At 67.5% G+C, this 18,070-nt stretch carries 16 protein-coding genes; 6 read left to right on the top strand and 10 right to left on the bottom strand.

Going from position 1 to position 18,070, the window contains the following annotated elements; translation table 11 throughout:
* The first annotated feature begins 102 nt into the window (after nucleotides 1-102).
* Entirely contained in the window at nucleotides 103-1,614 is a 1,512-nt protein-coding gene (locus QTI68_RS00980; protein WP_286519036.1) for an arylsulfatase, read from the top strand.
* Between the two features lie 33 nt (nucleotides 1,615-1,647).
* Here the strand turns inward: QTI68_RS00980 and QTI68_RS00975 are convergent, their stop codons facing one another.
* Both QTI68_RS00975 and QTI68_RS00970 read right to left on the bottom strand, forming a co-directional pair.
* On the bottom strand, nucleotides 1,648-2,667 hold the full coding sequence (locus QTI68_RS00975; protein ID WP_286519035.1) for a methyltransferase: 1,020 nt from the start codon (nucleotides 2,665-2,667) through the stop codon (nucleotides 1,648-1,650).
* Complete coding sequence (locus QTI68_RS00970) at nucleotides 2,657-3,406, bottom strand: gamma-glutamylcyclotransferase (RefSeq protein ID WP_286519033.1); 750 nt, start codon at nucleotides 3,404-3,406, stop codon at nucleotides 2,657-2,659. The genes QTI68_RS00975 and QTI68_RS00970 overlap by 11 nt, the downstream gene beginning before the upstream one ends.
* Nucleotides 3,407-3,650: 244 nt before the next feature.
* Here QTI68_RS00970 and QTI68_RS00965 point away from each other — a divergent pair, with 244 nt between their 5' ends.
* On the top strand, nucleotides 3,651-4,439 hold the full coding sequence (locus QTI68_RS00965; protein WP_286519032.1) for a DUF2189 domain-containing protein: 789 nt from the start codon (nucleotides 3,651-3,653) through the stop codon (nucleotides 4,437-4,439).
* A 34-nt stretch (nucleotides 4,440-4,473) separates the two neighbouring features.
* On the opposite strand, the gene QTI68_RS00960 is transcribed toward QTI68_RS00965, so the two are convergent.
* From QTI68_RS00960 to QTI68_RS00925, 8 genes are all read right to left on the bottom strand, one after another.
* The gene (locus QTI68_RS00960; protein ID WP_286519031.1) at nucleotides 4,474-5,220 is read right to left on the bottom strand and encodes a FadR/GntR family transcriptional regulator; all 747 of its coding nucleotides are present in this window, start codon (nucleotides 5,218-5,220) and stop codon (nucleotides 4,474-4,476) included.
* A gap of 72 nt (nucleotides 5,221-5,292) precedes the next feature.
* A complete protein-coding gene (arfA, locus tag QTI68_RS00955) occupies nucleotides 5,293-6,813 on the bottom strand; it encodes an arabinosylfuranosidase ArfA (protein WP_286519030.1) in 1,521 nt (506 codons plus the stop codon).
* A gap of 41 nt (nucleotides 6,814-6,854) precedes the next feature.
* Nucleotides 6,855-8,192 carry an extracellular solute-binding protein gene (locus QTI68_RS00950; RefSeq protein WP_286519028.1) on the bottom strand — a complete coding sequence of 446 codons (1,338 nt, stop codon included), beginning with the start codon at nucleotides 8,190-8,192 and terminating at the stop codon, nucleotides 6,855-6,857.
* A 20-nt stretch (nucleotides 8,193-8,212) separates the two neighbouring features.
* Complete coding sequence (locus tag QTI68_RS00945) at nucleotides 8,213-9,553, bottom strand: extracellular solute-binding protein (RefSeq protein WP_286519027.1); 1,341 nt, start codon at nucleotides 9,551-9,553, stop codon at nucleotides 8,213-8,215.
* A gap of 35 nt (nucleotides 9,554-9,588) precedes the next feature.
* Nucleotides 9,589-10,425 (bottom strand): carbohydrate ABC transporter permease, encoded by an 837-nt coding sequence (locus tag QTI68_RS00940; RefSeq protein WP_286519026.1) that lies wholly within the window; start codon nucleotides 10,423-10,425, stop codon nucleotides 9,589-9,591.
* Between the two features lies 1 nt (nucleotide 10,426).
* Nucleotides 10,427-11,353 (bottom strand): carbohydrate ABC transporter permease, encoded by a 927-nt coding sequence (locus QTI68_RS00935; protein WP_286519025.1) that lies wholly within the window; start codon nucleotides 11,351-11,353, stop codon nucleotides 10,427-10,429.
* Nucleotides 11,350-12,456, bottom strand: a complete 1,107-nt coding sequence (locus QTI68_RS00930; protein WP_286519023.1) for an ABC transporter ATP-binding protein — start codon at nucleotides 12,454-12,456, stop codon at nucleotides 11,350-11,352. Before QTI68_RS00930 ends, QTI68_RS00935 begins: the two co-directional genes overlap by 4 nt.
* Before the next feature lie 55 nt (nucleotides 12,457-12,511).
* Nucleotides 12,512-14,254, bottom strand: coding sequence for an IlvD/Edd family dehydratase (locus tag QTI68_RS00925; protein ID WP_286519022.1), 1,743 nt, complete (start codon nucleotides 14,252-14,254; stop codon nucleotides 12,512-12,514).
* 156 nt (nucleotides 14,255-14,410) lie between these two features.
* Here QTI68_RS00925 and QTI68_RS00920 point away from each other — a divergent pair, with 156 nt between their 5' ends.
* From QTI68_RS00920 to QTI68_RS00905, 4 genes are read left to right on the top strand one after another with little or no spacing between them, the layout of a single operon-like run.
* On the top strand, nucleotides 14,411-15,172 hold the full coding sequence (locus QTI68_RS00920; protein WP_286519020.1) for an SDR family NAD(P)-dependent oxidoreductase: 762 nt from the start codon (nucleotides 14,411-14,413) through the stop codon (nucleotides 15,170-15,172).
* Nucleotides 15,163-16,047, top strand: coding sequence for an SMP-30/gluconolactonase/LRE family protein (locus tag QTI68_RS00915; RefSeq protein WP_286519019.1), 885 nt, complete (start codon nucleotides 15,163-15,165; stop codon nucleotides 16,045-16,047). The genes QTI68_RS00920 and QTI68_RS00915 overlap by 10 nt, the downstream gene beginning before the upstream one ends.
* Nucleotides 16,044-17,144 carry an aldose epimerase family protein gene (locus tag QTI68_RS00910; protein ID WP_286519018.1) on the top strand — a complete coding sequence of 367 codons (1,101 nt, stop codon included), beginning with the start codon at nucleotides 16,044-16,046 and terminating at the stop codon, nucleotides 17,142-17,144. The genes QTI68_RS00915 and QTI68_RS00910 overlap by 4 nt, the downstream gene beginning before the upstream one ends.
* Nucleotides 17,141-18,070 carry a dihydrodipicolinate synthase family protein gene (locus tag QTI68_RS00905; protein ID WP_286519016.1) on the top strand — a complete coding sequence of 310 codons (930 nt, stop codon included), beginning with the start codon at nucleotides 17,141-17,143 and terminating at the stop codon, nucleotides 18,068-18,070. Before QTI68_RS00910 ends, QTI68_RS00905 begins: the two co-directional genes overlap by 4 nt.

Raw genomic sequence — 18,070 nt, 5'->3', positions numbered from 1 at the left:
ATACCAAAGGTCAGTTGCGTCGGGTAGCGCCACGCGGATGATCGCCCTCTCCGCAACCTGCACCCTGCAGGGCGTCGGTCGACGAATACAAGGAGTTACGGTATGGCGAAGAGCAAGAAGCCGAATATTCTGGTGATGTGGGGCGACGACATCGGCCAGTCGAACCTGAGCTGCTACACGAAAGGGATGATGGGCTACCGCACGCCCAACATCGACCGGATCGCGAAGGAAGGCATGATCTTCACGGATGCCTACGCCGAGCAGAGTTGCACGGCGGGCCGCGCATCCTTCATCACGGGCCAGTGCGGCCTGCGCACCGGCCTCACCAAGGTCGGCCTGCCCGGCGCCGAGCTCGGCCTCAAGGCCGAGGACATCACCATCGCGGAGGCGCTCAAGCCACTCGGCTATCGCACCGGCCAGTTCGGCAAGAACCACCTGGGCGACCGCGACGAGCATCTGCCGACGATGCACGGCTTCGACGAATTCTTCGGCAACCTGTACCACCTGAATGCCGAGGAGGAGCCCGAGGAGGTCGACTACCCGAACGTGAAGGACTTCCCGGACTTCAAGAAGAAATACGGTCCGCGCGGCGTGCTGCACTGCTATGCCGACGGCAAGGGCGGGCAGAAGATCGAGAACACCGGCCCGCTGACCAAGAAGCGCATGGAGACCTGCGACGACGAGTTCCTGGCCGCGGCCAAGAAGTTCATCCAGGCTGCGCACGATGCCGACGAACCCTTCTTCGTGTGGTTCAACACCTCCCACATGCATGCGTGGACCCATGTGAAGCCCGAGAGCCGCGGCCAATCCGGTCGCTGGCAGTCGGAATACCACGACGTCATGATCGACCATGACAAGTGCATCGGCGAGCTGCTCGACTTCCTGGATGAACTCGGCATCGCCGACAACACCTTCGTGAAGTACAGCACCGACAACGGCCCGCACATGAACACCTGGCCGGACGCGGGCACCACGCCCTTCCGGAACGAGAAGAATTCGAGCTGGGAAGGGGCGTACCGCATTCCCCTGATGGTCCGCTTCCCCGGGAAGATCGCCGCGGGTTCGGAGTCGAACGAGATCGTCAGCCATCTCGACTGGTTCCCCACCATCCTGGCGGCGGCCGGCGAGCCCGACATCAAGGAGAAGCTCAAGAAGGGCTACAAGATCGGCAAGACCACCTACAAGGTGCATCTCGACGGCTACAACCTGGTGCCCTATCTCACGGGCAAGGAAGCCAAGAGTCCGCGCCCGGGCTTCATCTACTTCACCGATGACGGCGATGTCGCCGCACTGCGCTACGACCACTGGAAGATGCTGTTCATGGAGCAGCGCGTCACCGGCACGCTCAAGATCTGGCAGGAGCCCTTCGTGGTTCTGCGCACGCCCTACATCTTCAACTTGCGCATGGACCCGTACGAGCGCGCGCAGATCACGTCGAACACCTACTACGACTGGATGTTCCGCCACATCTACCTGCTGGTGCCTGCGCAGGCCATCGTCGGGGAGTTCCTCGCGACCTTCAAGGAATTCCCGCCGCGCCAGAAGGCGGCGAGCTTCAGCCTGGACCAGGTGATCGAGAAGATGACCGAAGCGTCTGGCGGAGGGGGGCACTAGCGGGGCCTTGGTCGAGAATTGCCTCGACCCTGGTCATCTGGAGCCCGCCTCGATGATCCACACCGGCGACGCGGTTTCGATGGCGCGCTCGAGAGCAAACCCCGAGCTCTGCAGCAGTTCGCCGAATTCGGTTTCGGTGCGCTCGCGCGCGGCACCGAACATGGCCATCATGTGCGTGTCGACCAGGTAGCCCGATGGCCGCCCGAGGGCCGGGTCGGGCTCGATGATCTGCTCCACGATCAGCAGGCGGGCGCCGGGTTTCGTCGCGTTGCGGCAGTTGCGCAGGATTCGAATGCAGTCGTCGTCGCTCCAGTTGTGCAAGACCCGGATCAGCAGGTAGATGTCCGCGTCCTCGGGAACGCCATCGAAGAAGCTGCCGCCTCGGACTTCGATCCTTCCGTCCAATCGGGCATCGGGCGGTATGGCCGCCACGACATCGTCCCGGTCGAAGACCATCCCGCGCGGCCCGGGGAACCGTTCGAGTATTTGCCGCAACGCCTCCGCATTGCCGCCGCCGATGTCGACGATCAGCTTCGCACCGGAGAAGTCGTAGCTCACGGCCAGTGTCTGGTGCCTGCGGTCCGGAAAGTTCGCCATGAAGGCATCGAAGATGCGAGCCTCGGCGGGGTGCTCACGAAGATATTGGAAACGGTCCATGCCCCAGGCGGCTTGATTCGGATCGCCACCCGCCAGCGCGGCATCCAGGGCCCCCCATGCCTTCCACGAGCCGGGTGCCGTCCAGAACCGGGCGCCATGGTGCAGGCTGTTCGGCTCGTCCATCCGCAGGAGCAGGGAGCGCGGAGAGTGCGCGACGCTCCCGTCCTCCCCGACGCGAAAGACGCCGAATGCCGCAAGGGCCCGCAGGACCCGGATCAGTGGCGTCGGAAGAACCGAACAGGCCGTTGCCAGATCGCTCACGTTGCGGCTGCCGTCCCTCGGAATCTTGTCCGCGAGCGCGAGGTCGGCGACCAGCCGGAGCATCCGGGAGACCTGGAAACCTCGAATGAGCAGATCGAGTGCCTCTCGATCGCTGTCGGTTCCGTCATGGGACATGGCAGGTCTCCGCAGCAGGTTGGCCACTCTGCGTGAGTCGTCGGGCGACGATCTGCTGCAAGCGCCAGAGATTGGCGTCCCTGATGTCAAGGCGTTCCAGTTGGTCGATGGTCTGCAAGAGGTAGTCGGCGCCCGATCCCCAGTGTCCCGCCGCCTTGCACAGGATGTCCGCGACTTGTTCCTGCGTCAGGCCGCCCACGAAATTCGGCCCCTTGCGATTGGCGGCGAAAACGATGGCGCGCACCTCGGTGCCGCTCGCCTTGGCGGTCACCCATCGCGGCGGGGTGTTCGGCGGCTTGACGGTCATTTCCCTTCGCCAAAGCTTGCGCAGGCTGGACTGGACCGAGGCCGCATCGATGCGAAGCAGGGCGCCACGGCAACTTCCCCCAGGCGTGAGCGACATCATCAAGCCCGGCTGGTCGGGGGTGCCTCGAAACCGAGTGAGCCGGATGCAGAACGATCGATGCCAGCCGGGCAGAACCGCGGCCACCTGCTCGGCGACATCGAAGGCCGGATTCCAGAGCAGGGACCCGTACCCGAAGACCCAGACATCCTCGCCACGGCACGGGCCGCTTGCAAGAAATTGCTCCAGCGAGGCCTCGTAGTCGGCATCGCTGTGGACCACCATGCCCGGGGGCGGGCCGCTGTCCGCGACTTCACGGGCGATTCGAGAGACCAACTCCGGGGTCAGGCGGAGAGGCCTGCGCCGCCCGCCATCGGCCCCACGAAGGGAAGTCATTGGATGCTCCTGTTGGGGCAGTTGCCGCGAGCCGGTGCCGCGCGCGGAGGGGCCGGAAGGCTTCGCCGCGCCTGAGCCCTGTGGATGCGATTGGGCTCCTTATCGGCTGTTGGCGCAATCCTCGCCGCACCGTGGCGTCGGAACCTTGATCGACGTCAAGCCGCCGGCGCTGCGCGCGTCTATGCTGGCGGCAGCGCTGGCGCCGTTGGGTGTCCAGCGCGGGCTTCACGAAGGAGTGTGCGCCATGGAACACCCGCTCGGCAGTGAATCTCCTGCGCCGTCAATGGTGGCGCCCACCGTGCGCCGGGTCGGCGCGCTGCGGCCCTTGACCTGGCTGCGCTGGGGGGCACGCGATCTGGCGTTCCTGCCAGGCTTGAGCCTCGGCATCGGCGTGCTGGTCGCAGTCGCGGGCCTGGCCCTGACGGCCGCGACCTGGGAGGCCACCTACCTGGCGCCGACGTTGCTCGGCGGCTTCTTGCTGGTGGCCCCCTTGGTTGCCATCCCCCTGTACGCACTGTCGCGCCAGCGGGAGCAGTCCGCCGCGCCCGACTCCGCATCGGCTCTTGGCGCCTGGCTCGGCAACGCCGGCTCGATCGCGCTGTTCGGGTTGCTGCTCACGCTGGCCTACTTCGTCTGGGAGCGCCTGGCAGCGATCGTCTTCGCACTGTTCTTCACCGAGCAGCTGCGGCACGCGCCGCACCTGCCTGCGGCGCTGCTGCTGTCGGGCCAGTCGGTCGATCTCGTGGCGGCCTTCTTCGTGCTCGGCGCCGCGGTGGCCGCGTTGGTGTTCGCGCTCGGCGTCGTCAGCGCGCCGCTGCTGGTGGACCGCCCCGTGGACGTGATCACCGCGGTACTGACCAGCCTGCGCTGCTGCGCCCGCAATCCGCTCGCCATGGTGCTGTGGGCCGCGTTGATCGCCCTGCTGACGGCCCTCGGTTTTGCGACGCTCATGCTCGGGCTCATCGTCATCTTCCCGTGGCTGGCACACGCGAGTTGGCACGCCTACCGCGACATGGTGGACGGCGGCCGGTAGGACCGCACCGGGTCGCCGCGCGCAGCGACCGGACTCACACCGGATCGAGGTCGGAATCGAGAATGCGCGAGATGTCCTCGCGCGTCTCCTCCAGCTGAACCAGCGTCGCCTGGCGCGCCCCCAGCGGGTCCCGGTTGAGCAGGGCCGTGAGGATCGCCTTGTGCCGGGGCAGCGACAGGGCGTGGGTGTCCGGCAGCTGGCTGCTGAGCTTGATCGACTCGCGCAGCGCCAGGGACAGCATGTTGCCGATGTAGGCCAGCAGGTCGTTGTTCGTGGCCTCGGCGATGCGGCGATGGAAGGCGAGGTCGGGCTCGAGGAGTTCCTCCGGCGTCGTCGCGCGCTCCATGCCCTTGTACGCCTCGGCGATGGCCTTGAGCGAATCAGGACTCGCCACCTTGGCAGCCAGCGCAGCCGCCGCCGGCTCGAAAATGCGCCGCACCGTCAACAGCGTCTCGACGAATTCGGGTTGCGGCTTGGTCTGGATCAGCCAGTACAGCACGTCGGGATCGAGCAAGTGCCAATTGCTGCGGGCACAGACGATCGCGCCGGCGCGTTGCTTCGAGATCACCAGGCCCTTGGCGACCAGCACCCGGGTCGCCTCGCGCAGCACCGACCGGCTGACGTCGTAGGCCGCGCACAGGGACGCTTCCAGGGGCAGCCTCTCCCCGGGCTTGTATTCGCCGGAAACGATGCGCAGGCCCAGGTCTCGCACGATCTGCGAGTGCATGCTCTTGCGATCGGGCGGTTGGCGATAGCCCGGGTCTCGGTGCGATGCTTTCATCTGCGAGGTAGTCCCATGGGAGGTTGCGGTCTGCACGGGATTGTCACATCCCGTCCGCGACGGCGAAAGCGATCAGGATGGTTTGACGTTCGAGGTGACGATCAGGTTCCAGGAACCCGGCTTCAGGCGCGCCGTAATCCGGTGGCCGTCGATCTCGACTGCCGTGAGGCTGCTGGGCGAGACGTTGTCGGGTGACTCCTGGGTGTTGGTTGCCTTCATGTCCGCATGATGGAGCTGCAGCGCCTCGACCAGGTGTTGGCGGTCGCCCAGCCCGCGCAGCTCGATGCTGATCTCCTGCTCGTCGCTCAGGTGGCGGTTCAGCGCGAAGATCGCGGTCTGGCCCGTGCTGTCGTCGTGCACCACGCTCGCGCACAGGTACGGCACCTCGGGAAAGGTCTTGGCCTGGTAGGTCGGCGAATGGATCACCGGCCGCAGCACCCGGCCCCGGGCATAGCGGGCCGCCTGGGCGAACGGGTGGAAGATGGTCTGGCGCCAGGCCGGTCCGCCCGGCTCGGTCATGATCGGGCCGATCACGTTCACCAGCTGCGCCATGCAGGCGGTCTTGACCCGGTCGGCGTTGTTCATCATCACGATCAGCGCGCCGCCGACGGCCAGCGCGTCCTCGTGGTTGTAGACCTCCTCGATCAGCCGGGGCGCCTGCGGCCAGCCGGGCTTGCGCCGGTCGTCCAGCGTGCGGGCCTTGTACCAGACGTTCCATTCGTCGAAGGACAGCATGATCCGCTTGTGCGAATGCTTGCGCGCCGCCACGCTGTCGGCGACCGCCGCGATCTCCTTGATGAACAGGTCCATCTGGTCGATGTTGCCGAGGAACTCGGCCGTCGACGCGTGCGGGTTCTCGAAGTAGGCATGCAGCGAGATGAAGTCCACGTCGTCGAAGCAGTGGTCGAGCACCGTGTCTTCCCATTGGCCGAAGGTCGCCATGTCGTGCTTGGACGAACCGCAGGCGGCCAGCACCACCGTCGGGTCGACCCAGCGCATGACCTTGGCGGTCTCGTGCGCGAGGCGACCGTACTCGTCGGCCGTCTTGGCGCAGATCTGCCAGGGGCCGTCCATCTCGTTGCCCAGGCACCAGAACTTGATGTCGTGCGGCTTCTCGTGGCCGTGTTCCTTGCGCAACTCGGAGAGCGTGGTGCCGCCCGGATGGTTGCAGTACTCGAGGAAATGCCGCGCCTCGTCCGGCCCGCGGGTGCCGAGGTTCACCGCGAACATCGGCTCCACACCCGCGTCGCGGCACCAGTCCATGAACTCGTTGGTGCCGAACTGGTTGGTCTCGGTCGACAGCCAGGCCAGGTCGAGCCGCGTCGGGCGCTGGTCCTTCGGGCCGACGCCGTCTTCCCAGTTGTAGCCCGACAGGAAATTGCCGCCGGGGTAGCGCACGATGGTCGTGCCAAGCTCCCGCGTCAGCGCCATCACGTCCTGGCGGAAGCCGCGCGCGTCGGCGCTCGGATGGCCGGGCTCGTAGATGCCGGTGTAGACGCAGCGGCCCATGTGCTCGACGAAAGTGCCGAACACGCGGCGGTCGAGTTCGGAGATGACGAAGTCGTTGTCGACGACCAGGCGGGTGGAGATCATGATTTCGTGTGTTGGGAAGCGTGATGGATGGGAGCGTTGCGTCAGCGCACCGCGTCGAGCAACTTGTTGACCCGCGTCTCGGCGGCGTCCTGGGTTTCGCGCACGGTCTTCTTGCTGAGCTGCATGGTGACCAGTTCTTCGTTGATCGCCTGCTGGACCGCCGCCGCGCGCGGCACGTTGTGCGCCAGCCCGCGGCCGATGGTCGAGATCTCGATGATCTTCCCGCGCATCGGCAGCGCCTTGAACTCGGCGCTGTCGTAGACCCGCTTGTTGGCCGGCAGATGGCCGGTGCGCGACCACTCGAACTCGTTGTCCCAGAGGAACTTCATGAAGGCCAGCGCGGCCTTGCGGGTCTTGTCGTCCTTGGCGCCGCCCTTCAGCATGACCCAGGCATGGCCGTCGGCGAAGGTGGCCCGCTTGGCGAACAGCTGCGGGAACGGGATCACCAGATAGCCGTCGTGGGCCGGGGAATCGGCCTTCTCGGAGGCCGCCATGAAGTCGTCGATGCGCCAGGTGCCGGTCAGCGCCACGGCGGCGTCGCCCTTGAACCAGGCCTGGTTGACGGCACCGGAGTCGACGCCCTGCACCACCAGCCCCTCGGTGTACAGGGTGCGCATCAGCTCCAGGATGGCGGTCACGTCGGGCGTGTGCATGTCGATGCGCGGCTTGGCGCCCGGTGTGAACAGGTTGCCGTTCTGCTGGAACATCATCGAGAAGAAGGTCCAGGTGTTGGTCGGCACGCCGCCGGCGGTCGGCCAGGCGAAATAGGCCTTGCCGGTGGCCTGCTTGTACTTGCGCGCCTGGGCCAGCAGCTCGGCCGGCGACTTCGGAATCTGCACCGAACCATCGGCATTCACCAGGCCCGCCTGCTTGAGCAGGTTGGTGTTGATGTGCCACAGCCACGACCAGGTGTCGAACGGCAGGCCGTAGGTCTTGTCGTTCATGGTCACGCCGGCGCGCGCGGTATCGGTGAAATCGGCCGGGCTGATGCCGACCGATTTCAGGTCGGCGTCGATCGGCTCGATCAGCTTGCGATTGACGTAGTCGCCGATCGACGACTGGTGCATGACGGCGATGGTCGGCACGTCGCGCGCCACGATCCGCGCCGTGAGCTGGTCGTAGTACGGCCCCCATTCGGCGATCTGCGGCTTGACGACGACGTTGTCCTTGTTGGTCGCATTGAACTTGTTGACCAAGGTCGTGATGACGCCGCATTCGCCGCGCGCGGCCCGCACGTCGGTCGACTTGCCGAAGTCGGCCTCGCAGGCGCCGAAGAAGCGCGCCAGCGTGATCTCGGTCTTGTCCTGTGCATGCACGGGCTGCAGGGTGGCCGCCGCGAGGGCCAGGACCGACGCGGTCTTGAGGAAGGTTCTGATCATGGTGCTGTTTCGGTGGGCGCTCAACGCACGGAATCGAGCAGCTTGTTCACGCGCGATTCCGCGGCGTCCTGCGTCTCCGCCAGCGGCTTCTTGCTGACCATCATGTTGCCGATCTCCTGGTCGACCGCGATCTCGATCGCGCGCTGGCGCGGGATGCTGTGCGGCATGCCGCGGCCGGTCGACGACAGCTCGACGATGTTGCTGCGCATCGGCAAGGCCTTGAAGGCGGCGCTGTTGAGCGCGGTCTTGTTGGCCGGCAGGTGGCCGGTGCGGGCCCATTCGCCGTCGTTGTCCCAGAGGAACTTCAGGAAGGTGAGCGCCGCCTTGCGCTGGGCTTCGTCCTTGGTGCCGCCCTTCAGCATCACCCAGGTGTGGCCGTCGGCGAACTCCGACTTGCGGTCGAGCAGCTTGGGGAAGGGGTACACCGCGTAGCCATTGCTGAGCGCCGTGCCGGGCTTCTCGGCCTGGGCCACGAAGTCGTCGATCTTCCAGGTGCCGACCACCACCACGCCGGTCTCGCCGTTGACGAAGGCCTGGTTGGCCGCGCCGTAGTCCAGCCCGGTCATGACCAGGCCTTCGCTGTACATCTGGTTCATCAGGGTCAGCGCCTTGGTCGCCTGCGGCGACTTCATGTCGAGCTGCGGCTTGGCGCCGCCCTTGAACAGCTCGGCGCCGTTCTGCTGGTAGAACAGCGACAGGAAGGTGCGCATGTTGGGCGAGGTGGAATTCACGGTGGTCCACGAGAAGTACGGCTTGCCCGTGGCTTCCTTGAACTTGCGCGCCTGCGCCAGCAATTCATCGGGCGTGGTCGGCATCACGGGCGTGCCGTCGGGCTTGGTGAGGCCGGCCTTCTTCATCAGGTTGAGGTTGAAGTGCCAGAGCCAGCCCCAGGTGTCGAAGGGCAGGGCATAGGTCTTGCCGCTGAACTGCGTGCCGGCCTTGGCATGGTCGCTGTACTCGGCGGTGTCGATGCCGGCCGCCTTGAAGCTGTCGTCCACCGGCTCGATCAGCTTGCGGCTGACGAAGTCGCCGAGCGACGATTCGTGCATCACGGCGATCGTCGGCACGTCGCGGGCCACGATGCGGGCCGTCAGCTGGTCGTAGTACGGGCCCCATTCGACGATCTGCGGCTTGACGACGATGTTGTCCTTGTTGGTGGCGTTGAACTGGTTCACCAGCGTGGTGATCACGCCGCATTCGCCGCGCGCGGCCTTGACGTCGGTCGACTTGCCGTAGTCGGCCTCGCAGGAACCGAAGAAGCGCGAGAGCGTGATCTCGGTCTTCGGCTGCGCCTGCACGGCGCCCGAGAATGCGGCGCAGAGGCCGAGGCCGATGAGTGCGCGGGTGGCTGTCGTAGTCATTCGAGTCTGTCTCCTGGGGATGGTGGTCTGGGGGGTCACTTCGCGGCCGTGCCGGACACGGCCGCGATGATGTATTTCTGGAAGAACAAGTAGAGGATGAACACCGGGAGCCCGGCGAACACGGCCTGCGACATCAGGTAGCCGATGCCTTCGGACTGGCCGAAATTCGATTGCGTCGAGGCCAGCCCGAGGGTCAGCGTGTACATGTCGGGCTTGGACGCCGAGATCAGCGGCCACAGGTAGTCGTTCCAGGCATGCAGGAAGGTGAAGATGCCGAGCGTGGCCTGGGCCGGGATCGACAGCGGCAGGATCACCTTGAAGAAGATCTTCAGGCGCGACGCGTTGTCGAGCATGGCCGCCTCCTCGATGTCGCGCGGTATGGCCTTGAAGTACTGCGTCATCAGGTAGACGCCGAAGGGCGTCGCCAGGCGGGGCAGGATCAGCGCCGTGTAGGTGTTGTGCATCTCGAGGTCGGCGAACATCAGGTGCAGCGGCACGATGATGGCCTGCTCCGGCACCGTGAGGCCGGCGAGCACCGCGAAGAACAGCAGGTTCTTGCCGGGGAACTCGGTGCGCGCGAAGCCGTAGCCCGCGAGCGAGGCCAGCACCAGCATCGCGAAGGTCTGCACTACGGAAACGATGACGCTGTTCATGGTCCAGCGGAACACCGACGAGGTGCCGATGATGTCGGTGTAGTTCTTCAGCGTGAAAGGCCCCGAGAAGATCACGTCGGTGCGCACGGTGAGGAACTCGTTCGGCTTGAACGAGAGCGCGAAGACCCACACCAGCGGCGCGATCCAGACCACGGCCAGCGCGATGACGGCGCCGAGGACCAGGCGGTTGCCGAGGCTCTTGCCTACGATGTTCTGCATGTCAGTAGCTCTCTTTGCGGCTGGAGATGTAGACCTGCACGGCCATCGCGATCAGCATGATGCCGAACAGCACCTGCGACGCGGCGGCCGCGGCGCCCAGCGTCCAGTGCTGGAAGCCGGCCTCGTAGATGAACTGGACGATCGGCCGCGAACTGTTGTTCGGGCCGCCCTGCGTCAGCAGCTGGGCCTGGCCGAACAGCTGGAACTGCAGGATGACCTCGATCACCGCGACCAGCGCCACCGTGCGCCGGATCGCCGGCAGCGTGATGTGCCACAGGGTGCGCCAGCGGCTGGCGTTGTCGAGCGCGGCGGCCTCGTAGACCTCGCCCGGCACCTGCTGCAGGGCGGCGAGGAACAGCATCATCGGCAGGCCGATGATCCACCACACGGTGACGGCCGCGACCGTCGGCAGCGCCCAGGCCTCGGAGGTCAGCGGCGACAGGTCGGGCAGCCCGGTGGCATGCGTCAGATTGGCCAGCAGGCCCTGGTGCGGCATCAGCACCAGCTTCCACACCAGCGTGACGATGGTGACCGACAACACCGAAGAGCCGAAGAAGATCGCGCGCAGTGCCGCGGCCGTGCGGCCGGGCCGGTTCAGGGCCAGCGCCAGGCCCAGGCCGAGCGCGACGAAGACCGGCGTCGACATCGCCACGAAGGCGAAGGTGTTGCGCACCGCGCCGCGGAAGATGTCGTCGTGCCAGAGGTCGCTGTAGTTCTTGAAGCCGACGAAGTCTGCCGTCTGCGACAGCATGTCCACGTCCTGCAGGCTCATGTAGATGCCCTTGAGCAAGGGCAGCACCAGCAGCAGCAGGTAGACCACGAGAAAGGGCACGATGAACAGCGCGTTGCTCCAGCGCGATCCGCTGCGGGCCCCCGTGGCACGCCGGCGGGCGGGCGCCGGGGTGGCGGCCGAAAGGGTCGCGCTCATGGAGCCCTCCGCGCCGCCGCGTGGTGCGCGGCGCCCGAGGGATCGAACAAGTGCACCGCTGCGGGGTCGAGGCGCAGGCCGATGACGTCGCCGGCCATGATCTCGCTGTCGCGTGCCGCATGCGCGACCACGGTGCCGCCCGAGCGCAGCGCGATGTGCGCATGGGTCTGGTCGCCAAGCCGCTCGACCACTTCGGCGGTGCCGACCAGCACGCCGGCGGCGTCGGAGCGTTCGATGGCCAGCGATTCGGGGCGCACGCCCATCTCGAGGGTCGCACCGGCGGGCAGCGAGCCCGCGTCGACCGAGGTCTGCACCAGCGTGCCGTCGGGCAGGCGCACGGCCGCGCGGCCATCGGCGCCGTCGGCCCGCGTCACGTCGATGAAGTTCATCGCCGGCGAGCCGATGAAGCCGGCCACGAAGCGCGAGGCCGGATGGCGGTAGATTTCCATCGGGCGGCCGATCTGTTCGATGCGGCCCTGGTTCATCACCACGATGCGGGTGGCCAGTGTCATGGCCTCGACCTGGTCGTGGGTCACGAACACCATGGTGGATTTGAGGCGCTGGTGCAGGCGGGCCAGTTCGATGCGGGTGCGGGCGCGCAAGGCGGCGTCGAGGTTCGACAGCGGTTCGTCGAACAGGAAGGCGGCCGGCTCCTTGACCACCGCCCGGCCGATCGCCACGCGCTGCCGCTGGCCGCCCGACATCTGCACCGGCTTGCGCTGCAGCAGCGGCACCAGCTCGAGCATGCGCGCGGCTTCCTGCACCCGGCGATCGATCTCCGCCTCGGCCACGCCGACGTTGCGCAGGCCGAAGGCCATGTTGTCGTACACCGTCATGTGCGGGTAGAGCGCGTAGTGCTGGAACACCATCGCAACGTCGCGCGCACCGGGCGGCAGGTGCGTCACGTCCCGGTCGGCGATGCGGATCTCGCCGCCGGAAACCGGCTCCAGGCCCGCGATCATGCGCAGCAGGGTGGATTTCCCGCAGCCCGAAGGGCCGAGGAAGACGAGGAACTCGCCCGGCTCCACGGCCAGTGCGAGGTTCCTGATCACATCGACGCTGCCGTAGCGCTTGTCGATGCCCGTGAGTGTGATGCCTGCCATGCTTGTCTCCAGTGTTCGGGTCGTGTGCGCCGGGTCCCTCGGGGCCCCGGCAAGTTCAGTGGGAATGCCGCGGCACCCCGGCGCCGCGACTGCCCACGAGGAAGTCGAAATCGCAGCCTTCGTCGGCCTGCATGACGTGTTCGACGTAGAGCTTCCGGTAGCCCGAGCCGTCGGCCGGGTCCGTCTGCTGCCCGGCGGCCCAAGTCGCGAGCCGGTCGGCGAGCTCGGCGTCGCTCACCTCGAGGTGCAGGCGGCCGGTGTCGGCATCGAGCTCGATCCAGTCGCCTTCGCGGACCACCGCCAGCGGGCCGCCGGCGCGGGCCTCGGGGGCGACGTGCAGAACCACCGTGCCGTAAGCGGTGCCGCTCATGCGCGCATCGGAGATGCGGACCATGTCGGTCACGCCCTGCGCCAGCAGTTTCGGCGGCAAGCCCATGTTGCCGACCTCTGCCATGCCCGGGTAGCCGCGCGGGCCGCAGTTCTTGAGCACCAGGATCGAGTCGGCGGTCACGTCGAGCTCGGGATCGGCGATCCGCGCCTTGTAGTCGTCGAGGTTCTCGAAGACGACCGCGCGGCCCCGGTGCCGCAGCAGGCGCGCGGTGGCGGCCGAGGGCTTGAGCACCGCGCCGCGCGGCGCGAGGTTGCCGCGCAGGACGCGGATGCTGCCGTCCGGGACCAGCGGGGTGTCCCAGTCGCGGATGACCTCGGGGTTGTAGGAGGGGGCGTCCTTGACGTTGTCCCAGAGCGACTGCCCGTTGGCGGTGAGCGCATCGGGATGCGGCAGGCGGCCGGCCTCGCCCAGGCGGCGCAGCACGGCCGGCAGGCCGCCCGCATAGTAGAAGTCCTCCATCAGGAAGCGGCCCGAAGGCATCAGGTCCACCAGGGTGGGCGTGCCCTGGCCGATGGTCGTCCAGTCGTCGAGCGCGACCTCGACGCCGATGCGCCCGGCGATCGCCTTCAGGTGGATCACGGCGTTGGTCGAGCCGCCGATGGCGGCGTTGGTGCGGATCGCGTTCTCGAACGCCTGGCGTGTCAGCAGCTTCGACAGCCGCAGGTCCTCGCGCACCATCTCGACGATCCGGATGCCGCTCATGTGGGCCAGCACGTAGCGCCTGGAATCGACCGCCGGGATGGCCGCGTTGTGCGGCAGCGTGACGCCCAGCGCCTCGGCCATGCAGGCCATGGTCGAGGCCGTGCCCATGGTGTTGCAGGTGCCGGCCGAACGCGACATGCCGGCCTCGGCCGACATGAACTCGTGCAGGGTGATGGTCCCGGCCTTGACCTGCTCGGAGAGCTGCCAGACCACCGTGCCCGAGCCGATGTCCCGGCCCTGGTGCTTGCCGTTGAGCATCGGGCCGCCGCTGACCGCGATGGCCGGCACATCGACGCTGGCCGCGCCCATCAGCAGGGCCGGCGTGGTCTTGTCGCAGCCGACCAGCAGCACGACGCCATCGATCGGATTGCCGCGGATGGATTCCTCGACATCGATGCTCGCGAGGTTGCGGGTGAACATCGCGGTGGGGCGCAGGTTCGACTCGCCGTTGGAGAACACCGGGAACTCGACCGGAAAGCCGCCCGCTTCGATGATGCCGCGCCGCACGTGCTCGGCGAGCTTGCGGAAGTGGGCGTTGCAGGGCGTCAGCTCCGACCAGGTGTTGCAGATCCCGATGACCGGCTTGCCCTGGAATTCATGGTCGGGGATGCCCTGGTTCTTCATCCAGCTGCGGTACATGAATCCGTTCTTGTCGGCGGTCCCGAACCATTCGGCGGACCTGAGCTTGACGGGCGACTTCGACATGGATGCTTTCGTGGGGATTGAACGAAGCCGCAAATATAGTAAGACTATTAATGCCTATTGCCTCGGGGAAACCCCTAGATTTACCCATTTTCTTGTCATTAAGTATGACTACATAATCGGCTGACTGAAGCATTTCCCGCTTTCGCGGGCACCACCATGACCGCCTTTGCCCACTATCCGAGCCTGGCCGACCGCACTGTCCTGATCACGGGCGGTGCGACCGGCATCGGCGCCACCCTCGTCGAACAGTTCGCGGCGCAGGGCGCCAGGGTCGGCTTCATCGACATCGACACCGCGGGCGCCGCGCTCGCCCAGCGCCTGGCCGGTGCCCGGCACGCGCCGCTCTTCGTCGCCGCCGACCTGACCGATGTAGCCGCGCTGGAAGCCGCCATCGAGGCCGTGCGGCGTCGCCACGGCCCGATCGCCGTGCTGCTCAACAACGCCGCCAACGATCGCCGGCACCGCATCGAGGACACCACGCCCGAGACCTGGGATGCGGGCATCGCGGTCAATCTCCGGCACCAGTTCTTCGCCGCCCGCAGCGTGGCGCAGGACATGCGCCAGCTCGGCGGCGGCTCGATCGTCAACTTCGGCTCGATCAGCTGGAAGCTCAAGCAGGGAGGGATGCCGGTCTACACGACCGCCAAGGCGGCGGTGCAGGGGCTCACGCGCAGCCTGGCACGCGATCTCGGTGCTTTCAACATCCGGGTCAACACGCTGGTGCCGGGCTGGGTGATGACGGAAAAGCAGCTGAAGCTGTGGGTCGATGATGCGGCGCGCGCCGAGATCGCGCGCGGCCAGTGCATCAACCAACCGCTGATGGCGGAGCACATCGCGCGGATGGCGCTGTTCCTGGCGGCCGACGACAGCGCCATGTGCACGGCCCAGGACTTCGTGGTCGACGGGGGATGGACCTGATGAAGGCGCAGCTGCTCGTCGATGCCCGGGCCCGGCTGGGCGAATGCCCGCTGTGGTGCGAGCGCACGGGCGCGCTCTACTGGACCGACATCGAGGGCACCACCCTGCATCGCTGGGACGCCTCGCAGGGCCGGACACGGCAATGGACCCTGCCGGAGCGCCTTGGCAGCTTCGCCCTGTGCGAGGGCGGCTCGCAGCTGCTGCTGGGGCTGGCCTCCGGCATCGCGCTGTTCGACCTGGCGCAGGGGACGCTGTCGCCGATCCTGCCGGTCGACGCCGCGCAGCCCGAGACCCGCATCAACGATGGCCGCTGCGACCGCCAGGGACGTTTCGTGTTCGGCATGTTCAACCCGGCGGAGGCGCCGGTCGGGCACTTCTATCGCGTCCATCCCGACCTGCGGATCGAGCGCCTGGCGCTGCCGCCGGCGGGTGTCGGCAACAGCATCGCCTTCAGCCCGGACGGCAGCACGATGTACTACGCCGATTCGCCGACGCGGACGATCTTCAGCGTCGACTACGGGGCCGATGGCCGCATCGGGACGCCCCGGGTCTTCGTCCGGCTGCGCGAGAGCGATGGCTTCGCCGACGGCTCGGCGGTGGACGCCGACGGCGGCCTCTGGAATGCGCAGTGGCGCGGCAGCTGCGTGGTGCGCTGGGACGCCGCCGGCCGCGAGTCGGCCCGCTTCGAAGTGCCGGCGTCGCAGGTGACCTGCGCGGCCTTCGGCGGCGCGGACCTCGACCAGCTCTATGTGACCTCCGCACGGGCCGGCCTCTCGGCTGCCGAGCTGCAGGCGCAGCCCGAGGCCGGCGGCGTGTTCGTCCTGCAAACGGGTTGGCGCGGCCTGCCGGAATCGCGCTTCGCGGGGGCGCCGTGAACGTGACGGCGCGGACCGACCGGCGCGAATTCGGCACGCTGGCCGATGGCCGCGAGGTCTTCGAGTACACCCTCGACAACGGCGCGGGCCTGTCGCTGAGTGCCATCAACCTGGGCGGCATCGTGACCGCGCTGCGCGTGCCGGACCGCCACGGCAGGGCCGAGAGCATCGTGCTGGGGCTCGCATCGCTCGCGGACTACGAGGCGCGCAATCCGCACTTCGGGACCATCGTCGGCCGCCATGCCAACCGGATCGCCCACGGCCGGTTCTCGATCGACGGCGAGCCGTTCCAGCTGGCGCTCGACGCCGGCAGCCCCCACGCGCTGCACGGCGGCCCCGGCGGCTTCGGCCGCTGCTGGTGGGACATCGAGCCTGTGCCTCCCGCGGGCGACGGCAGCGTGGCGCTCGCGCTCTCACTGGTGAGCGCGCACGGCGACCAGGGCTACCCCGGGCGCGCAGAGATCCGGGTGCGCTATACGCTCACCGCGGACAACGAATACCGCATCGACTACGAGGCCCGCAGCGATCGCGCGACCATCGTCAACCTCACGCACCACGACTATTTCAACCTCGCGGGCCAGGGCAGCATCCTGGGTCATCGGCTCACGATCGCGGCCAGCCGCTATTGCCCGGTCGACGAGGGGCTGATCCCGGAGGGCATTGCCGGGGTGGCTGGAACCCCCTTCGATTTCCGCTCGGCGACGACCATCGGCGAGCGCATCCGCGACGGACATCCCCAGCTGCTGCGCGCACGAGGCTACGACCACAACTGGGTGCTGGACCCGGCCGACAGGCCCGGCCTGCGATTCGCCGCCCGCCTGGCCGACCCGGTGTCGGGCCGCGTCATGGACATCGAGACCACCGAGCCCGGCCTGCAGTTCTATTCAGGAAACTTCCTGGACGGCAGCCTGCCGGGCGCGAACGGGCAGGCCATCCGGCAGGGCGACGGCCTGTGCCTGGAGACCCAACACTTTCCGGATGCACCGAACCAGCCCGGCTTCCCCTCGACCCTGCTGCGCGCGGGGGAGATCCATTCGAGCACGACGGTGCACCGCTTCGGGCTGTGCGCCCCCCATCCCACCGAGAGAACCCCATGACTGCAACCACGACTCCCCGCTACCAAGGCCTGTTTCCGGTCGTCCCGACCCCCTTCACCGAAACCGGCGAGCTCGACCTCGAGAGCCAGAAGCGCTGCGTCGACTTCATGATCGATGCCGGTTCCAACGGCTTGTGCATCCTCGCCAACTTCTCGGAGCAGTTCCTGCTCGCGGACGACGAGCGCGAAGTGTTGACGCGCGCGATCCTCGAGCACGTCGCCGGGCGCGTGCCCGTGATCGTGACCACCACGCACTTCAGCACCCGGGTCTGCGCCGAACGCAGCCAGCGCGCGCAAGCCATGGGCGCATCGATGCTGATGGTCATGCCGCCCTACCACGGCGCGACCTTCCGGGTCGGCGAGCCGCAGATCCACGAGTTCTATCAACGGCTCTCCGATGCGGTGACGATTCCGATCATGATCCAGGACGCTCCGGCGGCGGGCACGCCGCTGTCGCCGGCCTTCCTGGCGCGCATGGCCAAGGAGATCGAGAACGTGGCCTATTTCAAGATCGAGACCGCGGGCGCCGCGGCCAAGCTGCGCGAGCTGATCCGCCTCGGCGGCGATGCGATCGAAGGGCCCTGGGATGGCGAGGAGGCGATCACGCTGGTGCCCGATCTCGATGCCGGTGCGACCGGCGCCATGACCGGCGGCGGCTTTCCCGACGGCATCCGCCCGATCCTCGACGCCTGGCGCGAAGGCCGGCGCGACGAGGCGATCGCGGGCTACGAGCGCTGGCTGCCGCTCATCAACATCGAGAACCGCCAGTGCGGTCCGCTGGCCGCCAAGTCGCTCATGAAGGAAGGCGGCGTGATCGCCTGCGAGGCGCCGCGGCATCCCTTCCCGGCCATCCAGCCGGCCGCGCGCAAGCTGCTGATCGAGACCGCGCGCCGGCTCGACGCGCAGGTCCTGCGCTGGGCGCGCTGA

Origin of the sequence: Variovorax sp. J31P207, assembly GCF_030316965.1 — a bacterium.
In the GTDB taxonomy this organism is placed as follows: domain Bacteria; phylum Pseudomonadota; class Gammaproteobacteria; order Burkholderiales; family Burkholderiaceae_C; genus Variovorax; species Variovorax ginsengisoli_B.
Note: the sequence above shows the minus strand (reverse complement) of the source record. Positions and strands in the feature narration are given on the sequence as shown.

Bases quoted from the DNA above. Each gene is read 5' to 3' on its own strand.
- QTI68_RS00980 (WP_286519036.1), top strand. From the start codon at position 103: ATGGCGAAGAGCAAGAAGCCGAATATTCTGGTGATGTGGGGCGACGAC.
- QTI68_RS00975 (WP_286519035.1), bottom strand. From the start codon at position 2,667: ATGTCCCATGACGGAACCGACAGCGATCGAGAGGCACTCGATCTGCTC.
- QTI68_RS00970 (WP_286519033.1), bottom strand. From the start codon at position 3,406: ATGACTTCCCTTCGTGGGGCCGATGGCGGGCGGCGCAGGCCTCTCCGC.
- QTI68_RS00965 (WP_286519032.1), top strand. From the start codon at position 3,651: ATGGAACACCCGCTCGGCAGTGAATCTCCTGCGCCGTCAATGGTGGCG.
- QTI68_RS00960 (WP_286519031.1), bottom strand. From the start codon at position 5,220: ATGAAAGCATCGCACCGAGACCCGGGCTATCGCCAACCGCCCGATCGC.
- arfA (WP_286519030.1), bottom strand. From the start codon at position 6,813: ATGATCTCCACCCGCCTGGTCGTCGACAACGACTTCGTCATCTCCGAA.
- QTI68_RS00950 (WP_286519028.1), bottom strand. From the start codon at position 8,192: ATGATCAGAACCTTCCTCAAGACCGCGTCGGTCCTGGCCCTCGCGGCG.
- QTI68_RS00945 (WP_286519027.1), bottom strand. From the start codon at position 9,553: ATGACTACGACAGCCACCCGCGCACTCATCGGCCTCGGCCTCTGCGCC.
- QTI68_RS00940 (WP_286519026.1), bottom strand. From the start codon at position 10,425: ATGCAGAACATCGTAGGCAAGAGCCTCGGCAACCGCCTGGTCCTCGGC.
- QTI68_RS00935 (WP_286519025.1), bottom strand. From the start codon at position 11,353: ATGAGCGCGACCCTTTCGGCCGCCACCCCGGCGCCCGCCCGCCGGCGT.
- QTI68_RS00930 (WP_286519023.1), bottom strand. From the start codon at position 12,456: ATGGCAGGCATCACACTCACGGGCATCGACAAGCGCTACGGCAGCGTC.
- QTI68_RS00925 (WP_286519022.1), bottom strand. From the start codon at position 14,254: ATGTCGAAGTCGCCCGTCAAGCTCAGGTCCGCCGAATGGTTCGGGACC.
- QTI68_RS00920 (WP_286519020.1), top strand. From the start codon at position 14,411: ATGACCGCCTTTGCCCACTATCCGAGCCTGGCCGACCGCACTGTCCTG.
- QTI68_RS00915 (WP_286519019.1), top strand. From the start codon at position 15,163: ATGGACCTGATGAAGGCGCAGCTGCTCGTCGATGCCCGGGCCCGGCTG.
- QTI68_RS00905 (WP_286519016.1), top strand. From the start codon at position 17,141: ATGACTGCAACCACGACTCCCCGCTACCAAGGCCTGTTTCCGGTCGTC.